This is a genomic window from Thermus sp. CCB_US3_UF1, from assembly GCF_000236585.1.
Taxonomy (GTDB): domain Bacteria; phylum Deinococcota; class Deinococci; order Deinococcales; family Thermaceae; genus Thermus.
On the sequence record NC_017278.1, the window covers coordinates 1,773,761 to 1,790,248 of the forward strand.

Sequence of the window (16,488 nt, forward strand, 5' to 3'; positions counted from 1 at the left end):
CCTAGAGGATATCGTCCCGGATGCAGGCCTTGAAGTGCCCCGGGGCCACCTCCTTGAGCTCGGGAACCACCTGGGCGCACTCGGGCAGGGCGTAGCGGCAACGGGTACGGAACACGCAGCCCGAAGGGGGGTTGATGGGGGAAGGGATATCCCCCTGGAGCACGATGCGCTCCCGCTTCACCGTGGGGTCGGGGATGGGCACCGCGGAGAGAAGGGCCTCGGTGTAGGGGTGCTTGGGGTTGCGGTAGAGCTCCCGGGCGGAGGCCAGCTCCATCACCTTGCCCAGGTACATCACCGCCACCCGGTCGGAGATGTACTCCACCACCGCCAGGTCGTGGGCGATGAAGAGGAGGGTGAGCCCCAGCTCCTCCTTGAGGTCCTGGAGGAGGTTCACCACCTGGGCCTGGATGGAGACGTCCAGGGCGGAAACCGGCTCGTCGGCCACGATGAACTCCGGGGCCACGGCCAGAGCCCGGGCGATGCCGATGCGCTGCCGCTGCCCACCGGAGAACTCGTGGGGGTAGCGGCGCATATGGTCCGGGGAGAGGCCCACGAGCTTAAGAAGCTCCGCCACCCGCTCCGTGCGCTCCTCGGGCGTTTTGCCGATCCCGTGGATGACCAGGGGCTCGGCGATGATGTCCCCCACGGTCATCCGGGGGTTCAAGGAGCTAAAGGGGTCCTGGAAGATGATCTGCATGCGGCGGCGGTAGGGCCTGAGCTTGTCCTTGGGCAGGTCGGTGATGTCCTGGCCGTCAAAGAGGATGCGCCCACCCGTGGGCTCAATGAGGCGGAGGAGGGTGCGGCCCACCGTGGTCTTGCCGCTTCCCGACTCCCCCACCAGGCCCAGCACCTCCCCCTTCCGGATGGCGAAGGACACCCCGTCCACCGCCTTCACGCTCCCCACCACCCGGGAGAGGACCCCGCCCCGGATGGGGAAGTGCTTCTTCAGGTCCCTGACCTCCAGGAGGACGTGGTTTTCCTTCATGCCCTAACCTCCCGGATCTCCCGCCAGCGCGCGCACCGCACCTGGCGGCCATCCCCCGTATCCTCCAAGGGGGGGACCTCCCGGTCGCAAAGCCCTTCCGCGTAGTGCTTGCAGCGGGGGTGGAAGGCGCACCCCGAGGGGAGGTAGAGGGGGTTGGGCACGTTGCCGGGAATGGCCTCGAGGCGCTCCTTGTGCTCCGCCGCTAAGTCCAGCCGGGGAACGGAGTGGAGGAGCCCCCGGGTATAGGGGTGGAGGGGCTCCTTGAAAAGGGGGACCACGTCAGCTTGCTCCACGGCCCGCCCCGCGTACATCACCACCACCCGGTCGGCCATCTCCGCCACCACCCCCAGGTTGTGGGTGATGAAGAGGATGCTCATGCCGATCTCCTCCTGGAGCTTCTTCATCAGCTCCAGGATCTGCGCCTGAATGGTCACGTCCAAGGCTGTGGTGGGCTCGTCGGCGATGAGCAAGGAGGGGTTGCAGGAGAGGGCCATGGCGATCATCACCCGCTGGCGCATCCCCCCCGACATCTGGTGGGGGTAGTTGGCCAGGCGCTTCTTGGGCTCGGGGATCCCCACCAGGTCCAGCATGTGGGCCGCCAGCTCCAGGGCCTCCTTGCGGCTTTTCCCCTGGTGGAGCATGATGGCCTCGGCGATCTGATCCCCCACCGTGTAGACCGGGTTCAAGGAGGTCATGGGCTCTTGGAAGATCATGGCGATGTCGTTGCCCCGGATCCGCCGCATCTCCGCCTCGGAGAGCTTGGTCAGGTCCCGTAGCTGACCGTCCTTGCCCCGGAAAAGGATCTCCCCGCCCACGATCCGCCCGGGGGGGGTGGGGATGAGGCGCATGATGGCCAGGGAGGTCACGCTCTTCCCCGAGCCCGACTCGCCCACCACCGCCAGGGTCTCCCCTTTGTCCACGTGGAAGGACACCCCGTCCACCGCCTTCACCACGCCGTCATCGGTGAAGAAGTGGACCTTGAGGTCTCTCACCTCCAGTAGCCGCTTTTCGTCCATGCGCACTCCTTCGGGCACTGCCCCTAAACACCTCACCCGTTATACGCCATACCCAGTCAAAAGAGAAGAGCCTACTGCCTCCGCCTGGGGTCCAAGGCATCCCGAAGGCCATCCCCCAGGAAGTTCCAGGAGAGGACGGAAAGGAAGATGAAAAACCCCGGCCAGAGAACCCAGGGGCGGTCGGTAAAGGAAGCGAAGCCGCCTTGCTGGGCCGCCTGGAGGAGAAGCCCCCAGCTGGTGTAGGGCTCGGTCACACCCAGACCCAGGAAGGAGAGGCCGCTCTCCCCCAGGATGAACCCGGGGATGGTGAGGGAAAGGCTCACGATCACGTAACTGGCCGTGGCCGGAAGGACGTGCCGGCCGATGATGCGGCCGTCTGAGGCCCCTAGGGCCCGGGCTGCCTGCACGTAGTCCATCTCCCGTACGGAAAGCACGATCCCCCGCACCACCCGGGCCAGACCGCCCCAGCCGATGAAGCCCAGAAGGCCCACCACCAGGTAAAAGGTGAGGAGGGGGTCGATGTTGGTGGGGAAGACTGCCCGCAAGGAGATGAGGAGGAAGAGGCTGGGAATGGCGGCGATGATCTCCACCGTGCGCATGATGAGGTCATCGGGGTCCAGGCGTAGGGGCTCCCGGAAGACCCGCCGGAGGATGAGGAAGGCCGACCCCATCCCTAGGGCCAGCACCACCCCGTCCACCAGGTAGGAGAAAACCCCTTCCCCAGGGCTCAGGCGCACAAAAGACCAGGCGAGGAAAAGGGCGCCAGCTCCCACCGCCAGCCAAAGGAGAAGGCTCAGAGGGCCAAGCACCCATCCCAGCCCCCGCCAGGCCGCTGGGGGAAGGGAGAGGGCCAAAGGCCGCCCGGAGAAATACCCCGCAATGCCTCCCAAGAGCAGGCCCAGGGTGAAGGAAACCAAGGCCGAGAGGATACCGATGGTCAAGGAAACCTGGCCCCCGTAGACGATGCGGCTAAAAAGGTCGCGGCCAAAGTTGTCGGTGCCCATGAGGAAAATCTTCCCTGGGGCCTCCACCCCAAAAAGCCTGAGGTCGGAGCGGAAGACCTTGAAAAGGGTGTAGGGCTGGTCAGGGGTGCGCACGAAAAAACGCAGGTAGAACTTGCCCTGGGAGGGATCCTCCTCGTAGCGCGGCTGCAGGCTTACGGGGTCGATGCTCCGCTTGGTGGCGTAGACAAAAGGCCAGCTGAGCCGGCCCGTCTCCGGGTCCACAAAGTGGATGCGGGTGGGAGGATGGTTGCCCTTAGGGGGGTAAAGCTCATAGTAGTTGGGATCGTAGGGGCTAAAGAAGCCGGCAAAGGCGGCCATCAAGTAGAGGACCAAGAGGATGCGCCCGCCCCATACGGCCAGGCGGTGTTTGCGAAAGCGCTGGAGGACCAGGTTGGTGCGGGTAGGAGCACTCGCCATGCGTTCCACGGGCCACCCCCTAGTCGTAACGGATCCTGGGGTCCACCCAGGCCAGGAGGAGGTCGGAGATCAGGTTGCCGATCATGAGGAGGACCAGGCTCACGGTGAGGAAGCCTGCGATCACATAGAGGTCCTGGTTGGCGATGGCGTCCAGGAAAAAGGGCGTGATGCCCGGCCAGGCCATCACCACCTCCACAAACCCGGCCCCGGAGATCAGGCTGGGGAGGAGGCCGCCTAAAGTGGCCACAAAAGGGATCACCGCGTTGCGGAAGGCGTGCTTGTAAAGCACCACCCGCTCGGAAAGCCCTTTGGCCCGGGCGGTGCGGATGTAGTCTAGGCCCAGGACCTCCAGCATCTGCCCCCGCATGAGACGGGAAAGCCCGGCGATGTCGTTGGCCGTGGCCACCAGGACCGGGACCACCGCATGCCAGGCGATGTCCAGGAGCTGCCGCAAGGGAGGCATCTGCTCAAAACCGCTGGAGGTCATGCCGGAAACGGGGAAGATAAGGGTTCCGGTACGGAACTTGAGCTGCAGGAGAAGGTAGATGGCGATGAGGGCCAGGAAGAAGCTGGGCACGGAGAGGCCCACGTAGGCCAAGAAGGAAAGGATCCGGTCCCCCAGGGAGTACTGGCGTACCGCCCCGTAGACCCCGATGGGGATGGCCACCAGGTAAAGGAGCAGGGTGGAGGGGATCACGATCACCATGGAGTTCACCACCCGGGGCCAGATCACCTCCAAAACGGGGGCTTGGTAGGCAAAGGAGTAGCCCAGGTTGAGGTGGAGAAGGTTGTTCATCCACAGGAGGTACTGCTCGTACACGGGACGGTCCAGGCCGAACTGGGCGCGGAGGCGGGCGATGGTCTCGGGGGTGACCTTGGGGTCCAGTTCCAGCTGGGTAAGGTAGTCCCCAGGGGCCATCTGGATGATGAGGAAGGCCAAAAAGGTGGCCCCAAAGAAGGTGGGGATCAGGTAGAGGATGCGGCGGAGGATATAGGCGGTCATGGTTTCCGAAAGCGCCCCCGGGGCGCTCAGGCCCCGGGGGTCCTAGGGGTTAGCTCATCTCTTGATGAAGGTCAGCTCCAGCTGCCGCTGGCCCCAGATGGCGCTGATGAGGGCGTCCGGGTGCTCCCCACCCAGGCGGTTATTCCAGGCGGGGTGGTAGTTGTGCCCGGCGATGTAGATGACGGGGAGGAGCTGGGCCTCAATCTGCTGCATCTGGAAGCCGATCTCCCGCCGCTTCTGGAACTCCAGCTCCGTGCGGCCACGGGAGTAGAGGGCATCCAGCTGGGTCTCCCGGGGATCCAGGCACTGGCCGGACTTGTTCCACATGTGCAGGTTACCCTTGCAGGGGACGACGTTGGAGCCAAAGGGCCAGTCCAGATCGCCGCCGGAGAGGCCGATGATGATGGCGTCGAAGGGCCGATCCGCGCCAGAGGAGAGGAGCTGGCCCACCAGGGTGTTGAAGTCGATGGCGCTGAAGTTGATCTTCACCCCCACCTTCTTGGCCTCGTCCACGATGAGCTTGGCCATCTGCTCCCGCTGGGCGTTGCCGGCGTTGGTGGCCAGGTTGAACTCCAGGCGGCGGCCCCGGTTATCCACCAGGTAGCCTTCCCGGTCCTTTTTGCTGAAGCCCAGTTCCGCCAGGAGCTTGGCCGCCTCCTGCAGGTTGTACTCGTACTTGGGCACCCGGGGGTTGATCCACTGGGTGAGCACGGGGTAGACGCTGGTGTACATGGGGGTACCCAGGCCGCCGTAGACGATGTCCACCACCGCCTGGCGGTTCACGATGTGGCTCATGGCCCGGCGGAACTTGTCGGAGCGGAAGAGGTTCTGCTTGAAGGGGTCGGAGGACTTGTTCCAGTTGAAGACCATGAACTGGCTGGAGGCCACTGGGGAAGCGTTCACCTTGATGGTGGCGTCCAGGCGACCCTGCTGGATGGCCTGGCGGATCTGGGAGATGTGGTCCACGGTGGAGGGAGCCAGGACGTCGATATTACCCGCCAGGAACTCCGCCAGCTGGGCGTTGGTATCCTTGACGATCTTGATCTCGTAGCGGTCCAGGTAGGGCAGGGGGTTACCCGCCTCGTCCTTGTTCCACTCCCCGAAAGCAGGGTTGCGCTTCAGGACCAGGCGCTCGCCGGGGCGGTAGCTTTCAATCAGCCAAGGACCCGCGGAGACGATGTTGTCGGGGTTTTCGTTGAGGGTCCACATCTTCTTGATGCCCTCGGCCCCTTCCCGCTGGTACACGGGGCCGAAGACGTGGGCTGGCCAGGGAACGAAGGCGGCCACGGCGAAGGCGGTGGCGTCGGGCTTGGGGTAGGAGATGCGGAGGGTGTAGTCGTCGATCTTCTGCAAGGTGATGGGCTTGCCGTCGATGAAGAAGGAGTCGTAGCTGTTGGAGCCCACCGCCTTGTCGGTGTGGATGCGCCAGGTGGTGATCCAGTCGTCGGCGGTGATGGGCCGGCCGTCGGACCACTTCATCCCCCGGCGGATCTTGAAGGTGATCTCCAGCTTATTGGCGCTCACGGTAAAGGACTCGGCCATGTAGGGGATCCAGTCCCCGGTGCTGGGGTCCCGGCGCACCAGACCGTAGGGAGAGATGATGCTGGGCACGTTCCCCGCCTCGGCGGTGATGAAGGGGTTGAAGGTGCGGTAGTCGGAGATGACCGAGGCCCTAAGGGTGCCGCCCCTTCTCACCTCTGAAGGCTTGGCCACCGTCCACTTCTGCGGCCAGACGAAGGTCTGGGCGTTGGCCACGCTGGCCAGGGCTAGAAGGCCTGCCAAAACCACCAGGGCTTTTTTCATCGTGTTGCCTCCTCTAGTGCCTTACGCCCGTAAGGGTACCCCCTCCTTCAAGAACCTGTCAAGGCACCCCCTTCCTTGACCCCCAGGCCCCGTCTGTGGAAAAATCCCCTCCATAAGGAGGAAGGCATGCGCGCTGTGGTCATGGAAGCTCGAGGCGGCCCCGAGGTCCTGAAGGTGGCGGAGGTTCCCACACCCGAGCCGGGCCCCAAGGAGGTGCGCATCCGGGTCAAGGCCGCCGCCCTCAACCACCTGGACATCTGGGTGCGCAAAGGGGTAGCCAGCCCCAAGCTCCCCCTGCCCCACATCCTGGGGGCGGATGCCAGCGGGGTGGTGGACCAGGTGGGCCCCGGGGTCACGGCCCTGGCCCCCGGGGACGAGGTGGTGGTGAACCCGGGGCTCTCCTGCGGCCACTGCGAGCGCTGCCTGGCCGGGGAGGACAACCTCTGCCCCCGTTACGAGATCCTGGGGGAGCACCGCTTCGGCGCCTACGCCGAGTACCTGGTGGTGCCGGAGGTGAACCTCCTCAAGAAGCCCGCAAACCTTTCCTTTGTGGAGGCCGCCGCCATCCCCCTCACCTTTCTTACGGCCTGGCAGATGGTGGTGGACAAGCTCCAGGTGCGCCCCGGGGAGGACGTCCTGGTCATGGCGGCGGGCAGCGGGGTCAGCGTGGCCGCCATCCAGATCGCCAAGCTTTTCGGGGCCCGGGTCATCGCCACGGCGGGCTCGGAGGAAAAGCTCAGGAAGGCCCGGGAGCTGGGGGCGGACGAGACGGTGAACTACACCCACCCCGACTGGCCCAAGGAGGTGCGCCGCCTCACGGGAGGTAAAGGGGCAGACAAGGTGGTGGACCACACCGGGGCCCTTTACTTTGAGGGGGTGATCCGGGCCACGGCCAACGGGGGCCGGATCGCCATCGCCGGGGCCTCCTCGGGGTATGAGGGCACCCTGCCCTTCGCCCACGTTTTCTTCCGCCAGCTCTCCATCCTGGGCTCCACCATGGCCTCCAAGAGCCGGCTCTTCCCCATCCTGCGCCTGGTGGAAGGGGGCAGGCTCAGGCCGGTGGTGGGGCAGGTCCTGCCCCTCGAGGCCGCCCAGGAAGGGCACCGCCTCCTGGAGGAGCGGCGGGTCTTTGGCAAGGTGGTCCTAGAGGTGGGGTGAGGGACACCTGGCCCCAGCGGGACCCGTAAAATGCCGGGAGAGGTGGGCCTATGGACCACACGGACGTGATCATCATCGGGGCTGGGCCGGCGGGGCTCTTCGCCGGGTTCTACGTGGGCATGCGGGGGCTTTCCTTCCGCTTCCTAGACCCCTTGCCCGAACCCGGGGGGCAGCTTGCCGCCCTCTATCCGGAGAAGTACATCTACGACGTGGCAGGCTTCCCTAAGGTCTACGCCAAGGACCTGGTGCAGGGCCTAGTGGAGCAGGTAGCCCCCTTCCACCCGGTCTACAACCTGGGGGAACGGGCGGAAACCCTGGAAAAAGAAGGGGAGATCTTCAAGGTCACCACCTCCTTGGGCCACACCTACACCGCCAAAGCGGTGATCATCGCCGCCGGGGTAGGGGCCTTTGAGCCCCGGCGCCTGGGGGCCCCCGGGGAGAAGGAGCTGGAGGGCAAAGGGGTCTACTACGCGGTCAAGGCCAAGGCCGAGTTCCAGGGGAAGCGGGTGCTCATCGTGGGCGGTGGGGATAGCGCCGTGGACTGGGCCCTCAACCTCTTGGGAACCGCCCAGGAGATCACCCTCATCCACCGCCGGCCCCAGTTCCGGGCCCACGAGGCCAGCGTCAAGGAGCTGATGCAAGCCCATGCGGAAGGGAGGCTAAGGGTCCTCACCCCCTACGAGGTGCGGCGGATCGAGGGGGATGCCTGGGTCAGGAGGGCGGTGATCTTCCAGAACCAAACCCAAGAGGAGATGGATCTGGAAGTGGACGCGGTCCTCATCCTGGCCGGCTACCTCACCAAGCTGGGACCCTTGGCGGGCTGGGGCCTGGAACTGGAGAAGAACCGCATCAAGGTGGACACCACCATGGCCACCAGTATCCCCGGGGTCTTCGCCTGCGGGGACATCGTCACCTACCCGGGCAAACTCCCCCTCATCGTCCTGGGGTTTGGCGAGGCCGCCATCGCCGCCAACCACGCCGCCGCCTACGCCAACCCGGCCCTGAAGGTAAACCCCGGCCACTCCTCGGAAAAGGCCGAGGAGAAGGCCCCGGCCTAGGTGCCCCTTCCCGGCGGCCTTGCCCTATGATGGGGGCATATGCGGGTTGCCCTCTTCATTGACGGTTCCTATATGTACCAAGCGGCCAAGCGCCTGGGCTGGAACGTGGACCACCGCCGGGTCCTCACCCAGTTCGCCACCCCGGAACAGCTTTACAACGCCTTCTACTACGTGCCCATCACCGACCCGGAGGACGAGCGCCAGCAGCGCTTTATCGACGCCTTGGTCTTCATGGGCTACACGGTGCGAAGCCGCCTGGTGCGGGGGGATGCCCGGTTTGAGGCCATGATGGCCACAGACCTCCTCACCACCGCTCCCCGCTGGGACCGGGCCATCGTGGCCAGCGGCTCAGGGGACCTGGCCCACACCTTCGCCGCCCTCCGGGCCCTGGGCAAGGAAATCCACCTCCTGGGCCTGCACGACCTGGCAGACCTGGAGCTGCGCAACCAGGCGGACCGTTTCCTGAACCTTCCCGAATGGCGGGAGGTGCTGGAAAGGACCATGGGCGGCCGCCGCACCTACGCGGGCTACCCGGTGGAGGCCACGGTGGAGGTCCCGCCCGCCCCCCTAGAAAGCGAACAGCCCTAGCCCATGCCCCCAGGTCCCTGGCTCGCCTTGGCCGTGGCGGGCCTCCTTTTCCTTGCCCTCCCCCTTCCTCCTTCCCCTGCTTCCTCCCCCAGCCTGCGGGACCTCCTCCCCTACGCCAAGGAGGAGCGGGAGGTCTGGGTAGCGGTGCACCTGCGCAACAAGGCCAGCCTGCACCTCCTCCTGGGGGAGGAGGCCGCCCGGGCCTACGACCGCCTCCTGCGCCTGGAGCTCGCCAATCAGCGGGCGGGCAAGCGCTCCTGCTTCGCCCAGCCCAAGGAAGCCCTGGCGGCCGCCCAAGCCTGGGTGGAAGCCCTGGGCCAGGCCTACCGGGGAAGGCCGGTGGACCTCTCCCCCTTTCCCGTGGCCCCTCACCACGTGCTGCCCCACGCCCAGGCCATCCGGGCCGCGGCCGGGGCCCTGCGCATCCCGGCAGGGGTGCTGGCGGCCATCGTGGACAACGAGCAGCACGGCGGGGACAAGGTCCTAGGCCTCTCCCGGGGGGTGCGGGAGGCGGCGGATGCCTTGGCCCAGGGCCTGGCGGAACTCCAGGGGCAGGCTCCCCTGAGCCGTACCCTGGGCCTGGCCCAAATGAGCTGGGAGGATGCCCTCAAGCAGGAAGCCCGCTTAAGCCGCTTTGGCGCTTGGGACCCCGCCAAGCCCTTTCCCCGCACCGAGGCCGAGGCCCGGCGGGCCCTGGAGGACCCTTACCTGAACCTCCTCTTTACCGCCAGTCGCCTCAGAGGGTACTTCAACGCCCTCCTCGGCCTTTCCCAAGAGGACACCCGCCCTTTGGAAGACCCCTGGCTTTTCTATCTGGGCCCGGCCTGGCACAACTACCCTTTGCGGGCGCAAAACCTGGAAACCTGGGAGGACAGTTTCCACGGCTTTTTCAAGGGGCTCCTCTACGGGCTGATTCTGGAGGGGCGCTGGCACCTAAAGGGCCCCATCCTCTTCCCCCTTCGGGCCTGGGGGCCGGGGGCCGTGGAAACCCTCCCTAGCCCTTCCCTCCAGCTTTTCCCCTAAACCCGCTCCATCCAGGGCAGGGGCTCCCCCGGGGGCAGGACGGGCCAGCGCCCCTCCCCCATGTGCCGGAGGATGGCTTCCACCGCCTTCTCGGCTGCCTCCACCCAGGAAGGGGGATAGAGGGGGCGCTTGGCCTGGAATTCCTCCCGGTCAAAGACCTGGCAGGTGTGGTCCGCCCGGCACCTGACGTCCAGCTCCAGGTCGTACTGGCGGAAAGCCCTTCCCGTCCACGCCGCCGGGGTCTGGACGTTCCAGTAATACTCCAGCACCCGCCCCTCCCGCACGTCCGGCCCGCCCGAGTACCAGGCGCCGGGGAAAAAGGCCACGTAGGCGTCGTGGTCCAGGACCACCGCCTTGCCCTTGGCCACGTGGTGGAATACCCCGCCCTGGGGCAGGAGGGTAAGCACCCCCTCGGGGCGCACCTCCACCACCCGGGCCTCCCAGTAGTAGTGGAGCCGATCCTCGGGGAACTTCCAAAACTCCACCCGCACGGTTTCCCCGAGGCGCACGGGGAAGCTCACCGCTTGGTGCTGATGCCCAAGACCTTGTAAAGCGCGCAGAAGCCCGTGAGCGCCGTGAAGAGAAGGACCACCCCCACGATGCCCAGGATCCAGTTCCAAGGCGCGGCGGACTGGAAGGCGAAGTAGAGGAGGACCAGGGCCAGGAGGAAGCGGAGGATCCGGTCGGTGGTGCTTTCGTTCACCGTCATGCTTTCACCTCCAGCTTCGATCTTATACCCTTCCCCTGACGACGTTTGGCCCTTAGCGCACAGCGTGCTAAAATGGGTTTTCGGCGCGGGCCGTTAGCTCAATCGGTCAGAGCGGCCGGCTCATAACCGGTTGGTTGCAGGTTCAAGTCCTGCACGGCCCACCAAAGCCTCCCGCCTTAGAGGCGGGATTTGGTTTTTACAGGGCCATTTACTATATGGCTCATGGAAGCCTTGCAGGCCTTTCAGCTCCTGGACCTGAGGATCGGGCGCATCCTCCGGGCGGAAATCCACGAAAAGGCCCGCAAGCCCAGCTACAAGCTCTGGGTGGACCTGGGCCCTTTGGGGGTGAAGACCAGTTCGGCCCAGATCACTGAGCTCTACCGCCCGGAGTCCCTGGTGGGGCGGCTGGTGGTCTGCGCGGTGAACCTGGGCACCCGGGTGATCGCCGGCTTCCCCTCCGAGGTCCTGGTCCTGGGGGCCAAGGACGCGGAGGGCCGGGTGGTCCTTCTCACCCCGGAGCGGGAGGTGCCCCTGGGGGAAAAGGTCTTCTAGCGGGTCCGCGTCACCTTGGAAAGATGGCGGGGACGGTCGGGGTCCAGACCCCGGGCCCGGGCCAGGGCCTCGGCCTTGGGGTAGAAGGCCTGGGCCAGGAGGAGGGGGATGAGCTCGGGCTCGGAGGCCGCGGGCACGGGCAAAGGGGTGTGGGCCAGGTCTAGGGCCTCGAGGACCGGGGAAAGCACCAGGAGGTGGGCCCCCTTGGCCCTTAAAGCCTCCAGGGTCTTCAGGGTGGCCTCCAGGGTCTCATCCCCCTGGACCAGGGCCAGCACGGGGAAGCCCTGTTGCAAAAGGGCCTGGGGGCCGTGGAGGAACTCCGCCGCGGAGTAGCCCTCCGCCGGCAGGGCGGCCACCTCCTTGAGCTTGAGGGCGGCCTCGAGGGCCACGGGGTAGGCGAAACCCCTTCCCAGAACGAAAAGGCCCTCCGCATCCTCCAGGTAGGCCAGCTCCCCTTCCCCCTCCAGGGCGCGGAAGAGGGCCTCGGGCAGGGCAGGAAGGGCATGGCGCAGGCGGGGTTCCTCCAGAAGGTGGGCCAGGAGGTGGGCCGTGGCCGCCAGCATGGCCAGGAAGCTCTTGCTGGCGGCCACAGAGCGCTCCTCCCCCGCGTGGAGGGGCAGGACCACCTCCGCCGCCTGGGCCAAGGGGCTCCCCTCCTGGTTCACCAAGGCCAGGGTGAGGACCCCTTGGGCCCGGTAAGCGGCCACCGCTTCCACCACGTCGGGGCTTTCCCCGCTTTGGCTGTAGGCCAGGAGAAGGGAGGGGTAAGGCACCTTGGGCCGGGCCCGGTACAGGGTGAGGACCGAGGGGGCCAGGGAAAGCACGGGCCAAAAGAGGCGGGCCTCCAGCAGGTACTTGGCGTAGAGGGCGGCGAAATCGGAACTCCCCCGGGCCGCGGTGAGGACCAAAGCCGGAGGGCGCCGCCTCAAGAAGGCCGCCAGGCTACGCACCTCGGCCTCGTTCTCCTTCAGGAGGCGTTCCACCACCTTGGGGGCTTCCTCCGTTTCCTGCCGCAGCAAAGAGGCCATGCTTCCCATTCTAGGCGGGGGCAAGGCCCCAAACCCAAGCCCCCCTTTCCCCTGGCCTCCCCGGGTTGGGCCCAGCCTGGCAAGACCCCCCTGCGCCAGGCCCGTGTCCTTTGCCGGGGGGAGTGGTATACTTCCACGGATGGACCGCATCGTCATCCGGGGCGCAAGGGAGCACAACCTCAAAAACATCAGCCTGGAGCTCCCGCGGGGGAAGTTCATCGTCATCACCGGGGTCTCGGGTTCGGGAAAAAGCACCCTGGCCTTTGACACCATCTACGCCGAGGGGCAGCGGCGTTACGTGGAAAGCCTCTCCAGCTACGCCCGGCAGTTCCTGGGGGTGATGGACAAGCCGGAGGTGGAGAGCATTGAGGGGCTTTCCCCAGCCATCTCCATTGACCAGAAGACCACCAGCCACAACCCCCGCTCCACCGTGGGCACGGTGACGGAGATCCACGACTACCTCCGCCTCCTCTTCGCCCGGGTGGGAACCGCCTACTGCCCCGAGTGCGGCCGCCCCATTGAGAAGCAGTCCGCCAGCGAGATCACCGACCGCCTCTTGGCCAAGCCCTCCGGGACCCGGGCCATCCTCATGGCCCCCCTGGTGCGGGGAAGGAAAGGGGAGTACCGCAAGCTCTTCGCCCAACTCCTGAAGGAGGGCTACGCCCGGGTGCGGGTGGACGGGGTAATCCACCTCCTGGAGGAGGCGCAGAACCTCAACCTGGAAAAGTACGAGAAGCACGACATTGACCTGGTGATTGACCGGGTGGTGCTGAAGGAGGAGGAACGGCCCCGGATCGCGGAGGCGGTGGAGCTGGCCCTCCTGCGGGGCGAGGGGCTCATGCGGGTCCTCTACCCCGACGCCGGGGAAGAGGAGCTTTTCTCGGAAAAGTTCGCTTGTCCGGAGCACGGGAGCGTGCTGGAGGAGCTGGAACCCCGCATCTTCTCCTTCAACGCCCCCTATGGGGCCTGCCCCGCCTGCTCGGGCCTGGGCTACAAGCAGGAGTTTGACCCGGAACTCATCGTCAACCCCGAGCTCTCCCTGGCGGAAGGGGCCATCCTCCCCTGGGCCCGGGGGCGGGATACGGGAAGGAGCTACCTCTGGGACCGGCTCCGGGCTTTGGCCGAGCACCTCTCCTTTGACCTCAAAACCCCCTTCAAGGACCTGCCGGAAGCGGCGCAAAAGGCGGTGCTCTACGGCCTTCCCCAGCCCTTTGAGGTGGTCTTCCGCCGGGGGGGGAAGGAAACCTTCCGGGTGGAGGTCCACTACGAAGGGGTCATTCCCTGGCTGGAAAAGCGCTACCAGGAGGCGGAATCCGAGGGGGTGCGGGAGGCCCTGGAGGGCTTCATGTCCCTAAGGCCCTGCCCGGTCTGCGGGGGCACCCGGTACAAAAAGGAGGTCCTCTCGGTGAGGGTGGCGGGAAAGAACATCGCCGAGGTCTCCGCCCTGCCGGTGCGGGAAGCGCTCGCCTTTTTCCAGGGCCTCGAGGAACACCTCCCCCCCTTCCAGGCCCAGATCGCCCGGCCCATCCTGCGGGAGATCGTGGAGCGCCTGGGCTTTTTGGTGGGGGTGGGCCTGGACTACCTGACCCTGGACCGGGCGGCCAACACCCTCTCGGGGGGCGAGGCCCAGCGCATCCGCCTGGCCACCCAGGTGGGCAGCGGCCTCACCGGGGTCCTCTACGTGTTGGACGAGCCTTCCATCGGTCTCCACCCCCGGGACAACCAGCGGCTCATCGCCACCCTAAAGCGGCTCCAATCCCTGGGCAACACCCTGATCGTGGTGGAGCACGACGAGGAGACCATGCGGGCCGCGGACTGGATTGTGGACATGGGGCCCGGGGCAGGGATCCATGGGGGGGAGGTGGTGGCCCAGGGCCCCCTGGAGGAGATCCTGAAAAGCCCCAAGAGCCTCACCGGGGCCTACCTGCGGGGGGAGAAGAAGATCCCGGTGCCCAAGGAGCGGCGCAAGGGCAACGGCAAGTGGCTCGTCCTTAAGGGAGCCAGGGAGCATAACCTGAAAGGCGTCACCCTGAGGATCCCCCTAGGCCGCTTCGTGGCCGTCACCGGGCCCTCGGGCTCGGGCAAAAGCACCCTGATCCACGACGTGCTCTACGCCGCCTTGGCCCAGCGGCTCATGCGGGCCAAGGCCACCCCAGGGGCTTACGAGGCCCTGGAAGGCTTGGAACACCTGGACAAGGTCATTGAGATCGACCAGTCCCCCATCGGCCGCACCCCCCGCTCCAACCCCGCCACCTACACCGGGATCTTTGACGAGATCCGCGACCTCTTCGCCAAGACCCCCGAGGCCCGCAAGCGGGGCTACGGCCCGGGCCGCTTCTCCTTCAACGTCAAGGGCGGGCGGTGCGAGGCCTGCGGCGGGGACGGCACGGTGAAGATAGAGATGCTCTTCCTCCCCGACCTCTACGTGCCCTGCGAGGTGTGCAAGGGCAAGCGCTACAACAAGGAAACCCTGGAGGTGAAGCTAAGGGGCAAGAGCATCGCCGACGTCCTGGACATGACCGCCGAAGAAGCTCTGGACTTTTTCCAGAATGTTCCCACCATCGCCCGCAAGCTCCAGCTCATGGTGGACGTGGGCCTGGGGTACATGCGCCTGGGCCAGCCCTCCCCCACCCTTTCCGGGGGTGAGGCCCAGCGCATCAAGCTGGCCACGGAGCTGGGACGCAAGGCCACGGGCCGCACCCTTTACATCCTGGACGAGCCCACCACCGGGCTGCACTTTGAGGATGTGGCCAAGCTCCTCTCCGTGCTCCACCGCCTGGTGGATGCGGGGAACACCGTGGTGGTCATTGAGCACAACCTGGACGTGGTGAAGACCGCGGACTGGGTCATTGACCTGGGGCCCGAGGGAGGGGACCGGGGCGGGGAGATCGTGGCCGAGGGCACCCCGGAGGCGGTGGCCCTCAGCGGAAGCCCCACCGGGGTTTTCCTGGCCCGGATCCCGGAGATCGCCGAACGGCTTCAGGTGGCCGCGGACTAGGCCCTGGCCTTGAGGGCCGGGTTCCCCCGGGCCAGGACCCCCTCCAGGGCCAGGGAGAGGAACTTGTCCAGCTCCCCCTCCAGGTCCCGGTGGGGGGTGTAGGCCGCCCAGCGCAGGGCGGCCAGGAAGTAGAGGTCGGCCAGGGTGCGGCCCATGCGCTCTAGGGAAAGGTCCTGGCGCACCACCCCCTGTTCCTGCAGGGGCCTCAGCACCTCAGCGATGAGGTCCCCCAGGGGCAGGGCCTGGAAGGCCGCCTTGGCCCGGATGGGGTCGGGGTTGAGGAGCTCGTAGAGGAGGGGCAAAACGAGCTCCTTCTCCGCCTTGGTGAACTGGGAAAGCTCCTGGAAGAGGAAGCGGAGGACCGCCAAGGGGTCCATGCCCTGGGCCAGCCGCCGGCGCACCTCCTCCTTGAGTCCCCCCAGGAGGAGACTTCCGTAGTCCAGGAGGACCGCCTCCTTGTAGGGGTAGTAGTTGAAAAAGGTGCCCCGGGAGACATGGGCCGCCTTGGCGATGTCCGTGGCGGTGGTTTCCTGGAAGCCCCGCTGGCGAAAGAGGTTCATGGCCGCCTGGAAGATGCGGTTCCGGCGGCGCTTTTTCTGGTACTCCCTTACGGACATGGGATTAGTGTACTCCGGTACAAACTCAGAGGACAACCGCTTTGTGGGCCCAGTCTTCCAAGGCCGCCAGGAGGGCCAGCCCCCCCCGGGTGGTGTAGACCTTCCCCTCCCGGTGGAAGGCTCCCTGCCGCACCCGGTGGCCCCGTCCCTCCAGGGCCGCGGCCACCTCCTCCCCCGCGGCCACCTCCTGGGGAAGCCTCCCCCCTTCCGCCAGGAAAAGGTGGGCGTTGAAGCCCAGGAAGACCGCCTCCAGGCCCTCCCACACCTCCCCCAGGAAGTCCAGGTAGGCCGGGTCTTGGGCCATGCGGGCAGGGCGCCTGGCCCCCGGGATCAGGAGGGCCCGGGGCAGCGGGGCCGCGGGGAAGGCGTAGGTGGGGGTCCACACCGAGCCCGCAAGGGCCGGGGTGCCCTTACGCCCTTTGGCCACGGTGTAGGCCGGAAACCCCAGGCGCCGGGCGGCCTCGAGGCCCAAGGCGGCCTCCAGCTCGGAGAACTCGGGGAGGAGCAAAACGGCCAGCACGCAAGCCCA

At 66.6% G+C, this 16,488-nt stretch carries 16 protein-coding genes and 1 tRNA gene; 7 read left to right on the forward strand and 10 right to left on the reverse strand.

Annotated elements, in window-relative coordinates; genetic code table 11:
- Window position 1 precedes the first annotated feature (1 nt).
- From TCCBUS3UF1_RS08800 to TCCBUS3UF1_RS08820, 5 genes are all read right to left on the reverse strand, one after another.
- Complete coding sequence (locus TCCBUS3UF1_RS08800; RefSeq protein ID WP_014516159.1) at window positions 2-985, reverse strand: ABC transporter ATP-binding protein; 984 nt, start codon at window positions 983-985, stop codon at window positions 2-4.
- A complete protein-coding gene (locus tag TCCBUS3UF1_RS08805) occupies window positions 982-2,001 on the reverse strand; it encodes an ABC transporter ATP-binding protein (protein ID WP_014516160.1) in 1,020 nt (339 codons plus the stop codon). Before TCCBUS3UF1_RS08805 ends, TCCBUS3UF1_RS08800 begins: the two co-directional genes overlap by 4 nt.
- Window positions 2,002-2,072: 71 nt before the next feature.
- A complete protein-coding gene (locus tag TCCBUS3UF1_RS08810; protein ID WP_041434027.1) occupies window positions 2,073-3,422 on the reverse strand; it encodes an ABC transporter permease in 1,350 nt (449 codons plus the stop codon).
- 19 nt (window positions 3,423-3,441) lie between these two features.
- Window positions 3,442-4,425 (reverse strand): ABC transporter permease, encoded by a 984-nt coding sequence (locus tag TCCBUS3UF1_RS08815; RefSeq protein ID WP_014516162.1) that lies wholly within the window; start codon window positions 4,423-4,425, stop codon window positions 3,442-3,444.
- Between the two features lie 54 nt (window positions 4,426-4,479).
- Complete coding sequence (locus TCCBUS3UF1_RS08820) at window positions 4,480-6,228, reverse strand: ABC transporter substrate-binding protein (RefSeq protein ID WP_014516163.1); 1,749 nt, start codon at window positions 6,226-6,228, stop codon at window positions 4,480-4,482.
- A 126-nt stretch (window positions 6,229-6,354) separates the two neighbouring features.
- On the opposite strand from TCCBUS3UF1_RS08820, the gene TCCBUS3UF1_RS08825 reads away from it, so the two are divergent.
- Genes TCCBUS3UF1_RS08825 through TCCBUS3UF1_RS08840 form a run of 4 tightly spaced genes read left to right on the forward strand, consistent with a single transcriptional unit; the run spans window position 6,355 to window position 10,055 of the window.
- Window positions 6,355-7,386: a zinc-binding dehydrogenase gene (locus tag TCCBUS3UF1_RS08825; RefSeq protein WP_014516164.1), complete on the forward strand. Its 1,032-nt coding sequence runs from the start codon at window positions 6,355-6,357 to the stop codon at window positions 7,384-7,386.
- 50 nt (window positions 7,387-7,436) lie between these two features.
- On the forward strand, window positions 7,437-8,444 hold the full coding sequence (locus TCCBUS3UF1_RS08830) for an NAD(P)/FAD-dependent oxidoreductase (RefSeq protein ID WP_014516165.1): 1,008 nt from the start codon (window positions 7,437-7,439) through the stop codon (window positions 8,442-8,444).
- A 39-nt stretch (window positions 8,445-8,483) separates the two neighbouring features.
- A complete protein-coding gene (locus tag TCCBUS3UF1_RS08835) occupies window positions 8,484-9,032 on the forward strand; it encodes an NYN domain-containing protein (RefSeq protein WP_014516166.1) in 549 nt (182 codons plus the stop codon).
- A gap of 3 nt (window positions 9,033-9,035) precedes the next feature.
- Window positions 9,036-10,055: a hypothetical protein gene (locus TCCBUS3UF1_RS08840; RefSeq protein WP_014516167.1), complete on the forward strand. Its 1,020-nt coding sequence runs from the start codon at window positions 9,036-9,038 to the stop codon at window positions 10,053-10,055.
- On the opposite strand, the gene TCCBUS3UF1_RS08845 is transcribed toward TCCBUS3UF1_RS08840, so the two are convergent.
- Together TCCBUS3UF1_RS08845 and TCCBUS3UF1_RS08850 are read right to left on the reverse strand one after the other, a co-directional pair.
- Complete coding sequence (locus TCCBUS3UF1_RS08845; RefSeq protein WP_014516168.1) at window positions 10,052-10,576, reverse strand: DUF402 domain-containing protein; 525 nt, start codon at window positions 10,574-10,576, stop codon at window positions 10,052-10,054. The two genes, TCCBUS3UF1_RS08840 and TCCBUS3UF1_RS08845, sit on opposite strands and share 4 nt — an antisense overlap.
- A complete protein-coding gene (locus TCCBUS3UF1_RS08850; protein WP_014516169.1) occupies window positions 10,573-10,764 on the reverse strand; it encodes a DUF2892 domain-containing protein in 192 nt (63 codons plus the stop codon). Before TCCBUS3UF1_RS08850 ends, TCCBUS3UF1_RS08845 begins: the two co-directional genes overlap by 4 nt.
- A gap of 87 nt (window positions 10,765-10,851) precedes the next feature.
- Between TCCBUS3UF1_RS08850 and TCCBUS3UF1_RS08855 the strand changes: the two genes are divergently transcribed.
- Window positions 10,852-10,928 (forward strand) — tRNA-Ile (locus tag TCCBUS3UF1_RS08855).
- Window positions 10,929-10,986: 58 nt separating this feature from the next.
- Entirely contained in the window at window positions 10,987-11,316 is a 330-nt protein-coding gene (locus tag TCCBUS3UF1_RS08860; RefSeq protein ID WP_014516170.1) for a tRNA-binding protein, read from the forward strand.
- Here TCCBUS3UF1_RS08860 and TCCBUS3UF1_RS08865 read toward each other — a convergent pair.
- A complete protein-coding gene (locus tag TCCBUS3UF1_RS08865; RefSeq protein WP_014516171.1) occupies window positions 11,313-12,344 on the reverse strand; it encodes an SIS domain-containing protein in 1,032 nt (343 codons plus the stop codon). The genes TCCBUS3UF1_RS08860 and TCCBUS3UF1_RS08865 overlap by 4 nt on opposite strands.
- A 139-nt stretch (window positions 12,345-12,483) precedes the next feature.
- On the opposite strand from TCCBUS3UF1_RS08865, the gene uvrA reads away from it, so the two are divergent.
- On the forward strand, window positions 12,484-15,342 hold the full coding sequence (gene uvrA / locus TCCBUS3UF1_RS08870) for an excinuclease ABC subunit UvrA (protein WP_014516172.1): 2,859 nt from the start codon (window positions 12,484-12,486) through the stop codon (window positions 15,340-15,342).
- On the opposite strand, the gene TCCBUS3UF1_RS08875 is transcribed toward uvrA, so the two are convergent.
- Both TCCBUS3UF1_RS08875 and TCCBUS3UF1_RS08880 read right to left on the reverse strand, forming a co-directional pair.
- Window positions 15,339-15,959, reverse strand: coding sequence for a TetR/AcrR family transcriptional regulator (locus TCCBUS3UF1_RS08875; protein ID WP_014516173.1), 621 nt, complete (start codon window positions 15,957-15,959; stop codon window positions 15,339-15,341). The genes uvrA and TCCBUS3UF1_RS08875 overlap by 4 nt on opposite strands.
- Before the next feature lie 25 nt (window positions 15,960-15,984).
- Window positions 15,985-16,479, reverse strand: coding sequence for a hypothetical protein (locus TCCBUS3UF1_RS08880; RefSeq protein WP_014516174.1), 495 nt, complete (start codon window positions 16,477-16,479; stop codon window positions 15,985-15,987).
- Window positions 16,480-16,488 lie beyond the last annotated feature (9 nt).

Bases quoted from the DNA above. Each gene is read 5' to 3' on its own strand.
- TCCBUS3UF1_RS08800 (WP_014516159.1), bottom strand. From the start codon at position 985: ATGAAGGAAAACCACGTCCTCCTGGAGGTCAGGGACCTGAAGAAGCAC.
- TCCBUS3UF1_RS08805 (WP_014516160.1), bottom strand. From the start codon at position 2,001: ATGGACGAAAAGCGGCTACTGGAGGTGAGAGACCTCAAGGTCCACTTC.
- TCCBUS3UF1_RS08810 (WP_041434027.1), bottom strand. From the start codon at position 3,422: ATGGCGAGTGCTCCTACCCGCACCAACCTGGTCCTCCAGCGCTTTCGC.
- TCCBUS3UF1_RS08815 (WP_014516162.1), bottom strand. From the start codon at position 4,425: ATGACCGCCTATATCCTCCGCCGCATCCTCTACCTGATCCCCACCTTC.
- TCCBUS3UF1_RS08820 (WP_014516163.1), bottom strand. From the start codon at position 6,228: ATGAAAAAAGCCCTGGTGGTTTTGGCAGGCCTTCTAGCCCTGGCCAGC.
- TCCBUS3UF1_RS08825 (WP_014516164.1), top strand. From the start codon at position 6,355: ATGCGCGCTGTGGTCATGGAAGCTCGAGGCGGCCCCGAGGTCCTGAAG.
- TCCBUS3UF1_RS08830 (WP_014516165.1), top strand. From the start codon at position 7,437: ATGGACCACACGGACGTGATCATCATCGGGGCTGGGCCGGCGGGGCTC.
- TCCBUS3UF1_RS08835 (WP_014516166.1), top strand. From the start codon at position 8,484: ATGCGGGTTGCCCTCTTCATTGACGGTTCCTATATGTACCAAGCGGCC.
- TCCBUS3UF1_RS08840 (WP_014516167.1), top strand. From the start codon at position 9,036: ATGCCCCCAGGTCCCTGGCTCGCCTTGGCCGTGGCGGGCCTCCTTTTC.
- TCCBUS3UF1_RS08850 (WP_014516169.1), bottom strand. From the start codon at position 10,764: ATGACGGTGAACGAAAGCACCACCGACCGGATCCTCCGCTTCCTCCTG.
- TCCBUS3UF1_RS08860 (WP_014516170.1), top strand. From the start codon at position 10,987: ATGGAAGCCTTGCAGGCCTTTCAGCTCCTGGACCTGAGGATCGGGCGC.
- TCCBUS3UF1_RS08865 (WP_014516171.1), bottom strand. From the start codon at position 12,344: ATGGCCTCTTTGCTGCGGCAGGAAACGGAGGAAGCCCCCAAGGTGGTG.
- uvrA (WP_014516172.1), top strand. From the start codon at position 12,484: ATGGACCGCATCGTCATCCGGGGCGCAAGGGAGCACAACCTCAAAAAC.
- TCCBUS3UF1_RS08875 (WP_014516173.1), bottom strand. From the start codon at position 15,959: ATGTCCGTAAGGGAGTACCAGAAAAAGCGCCGCCGGAACCGCATCTTC.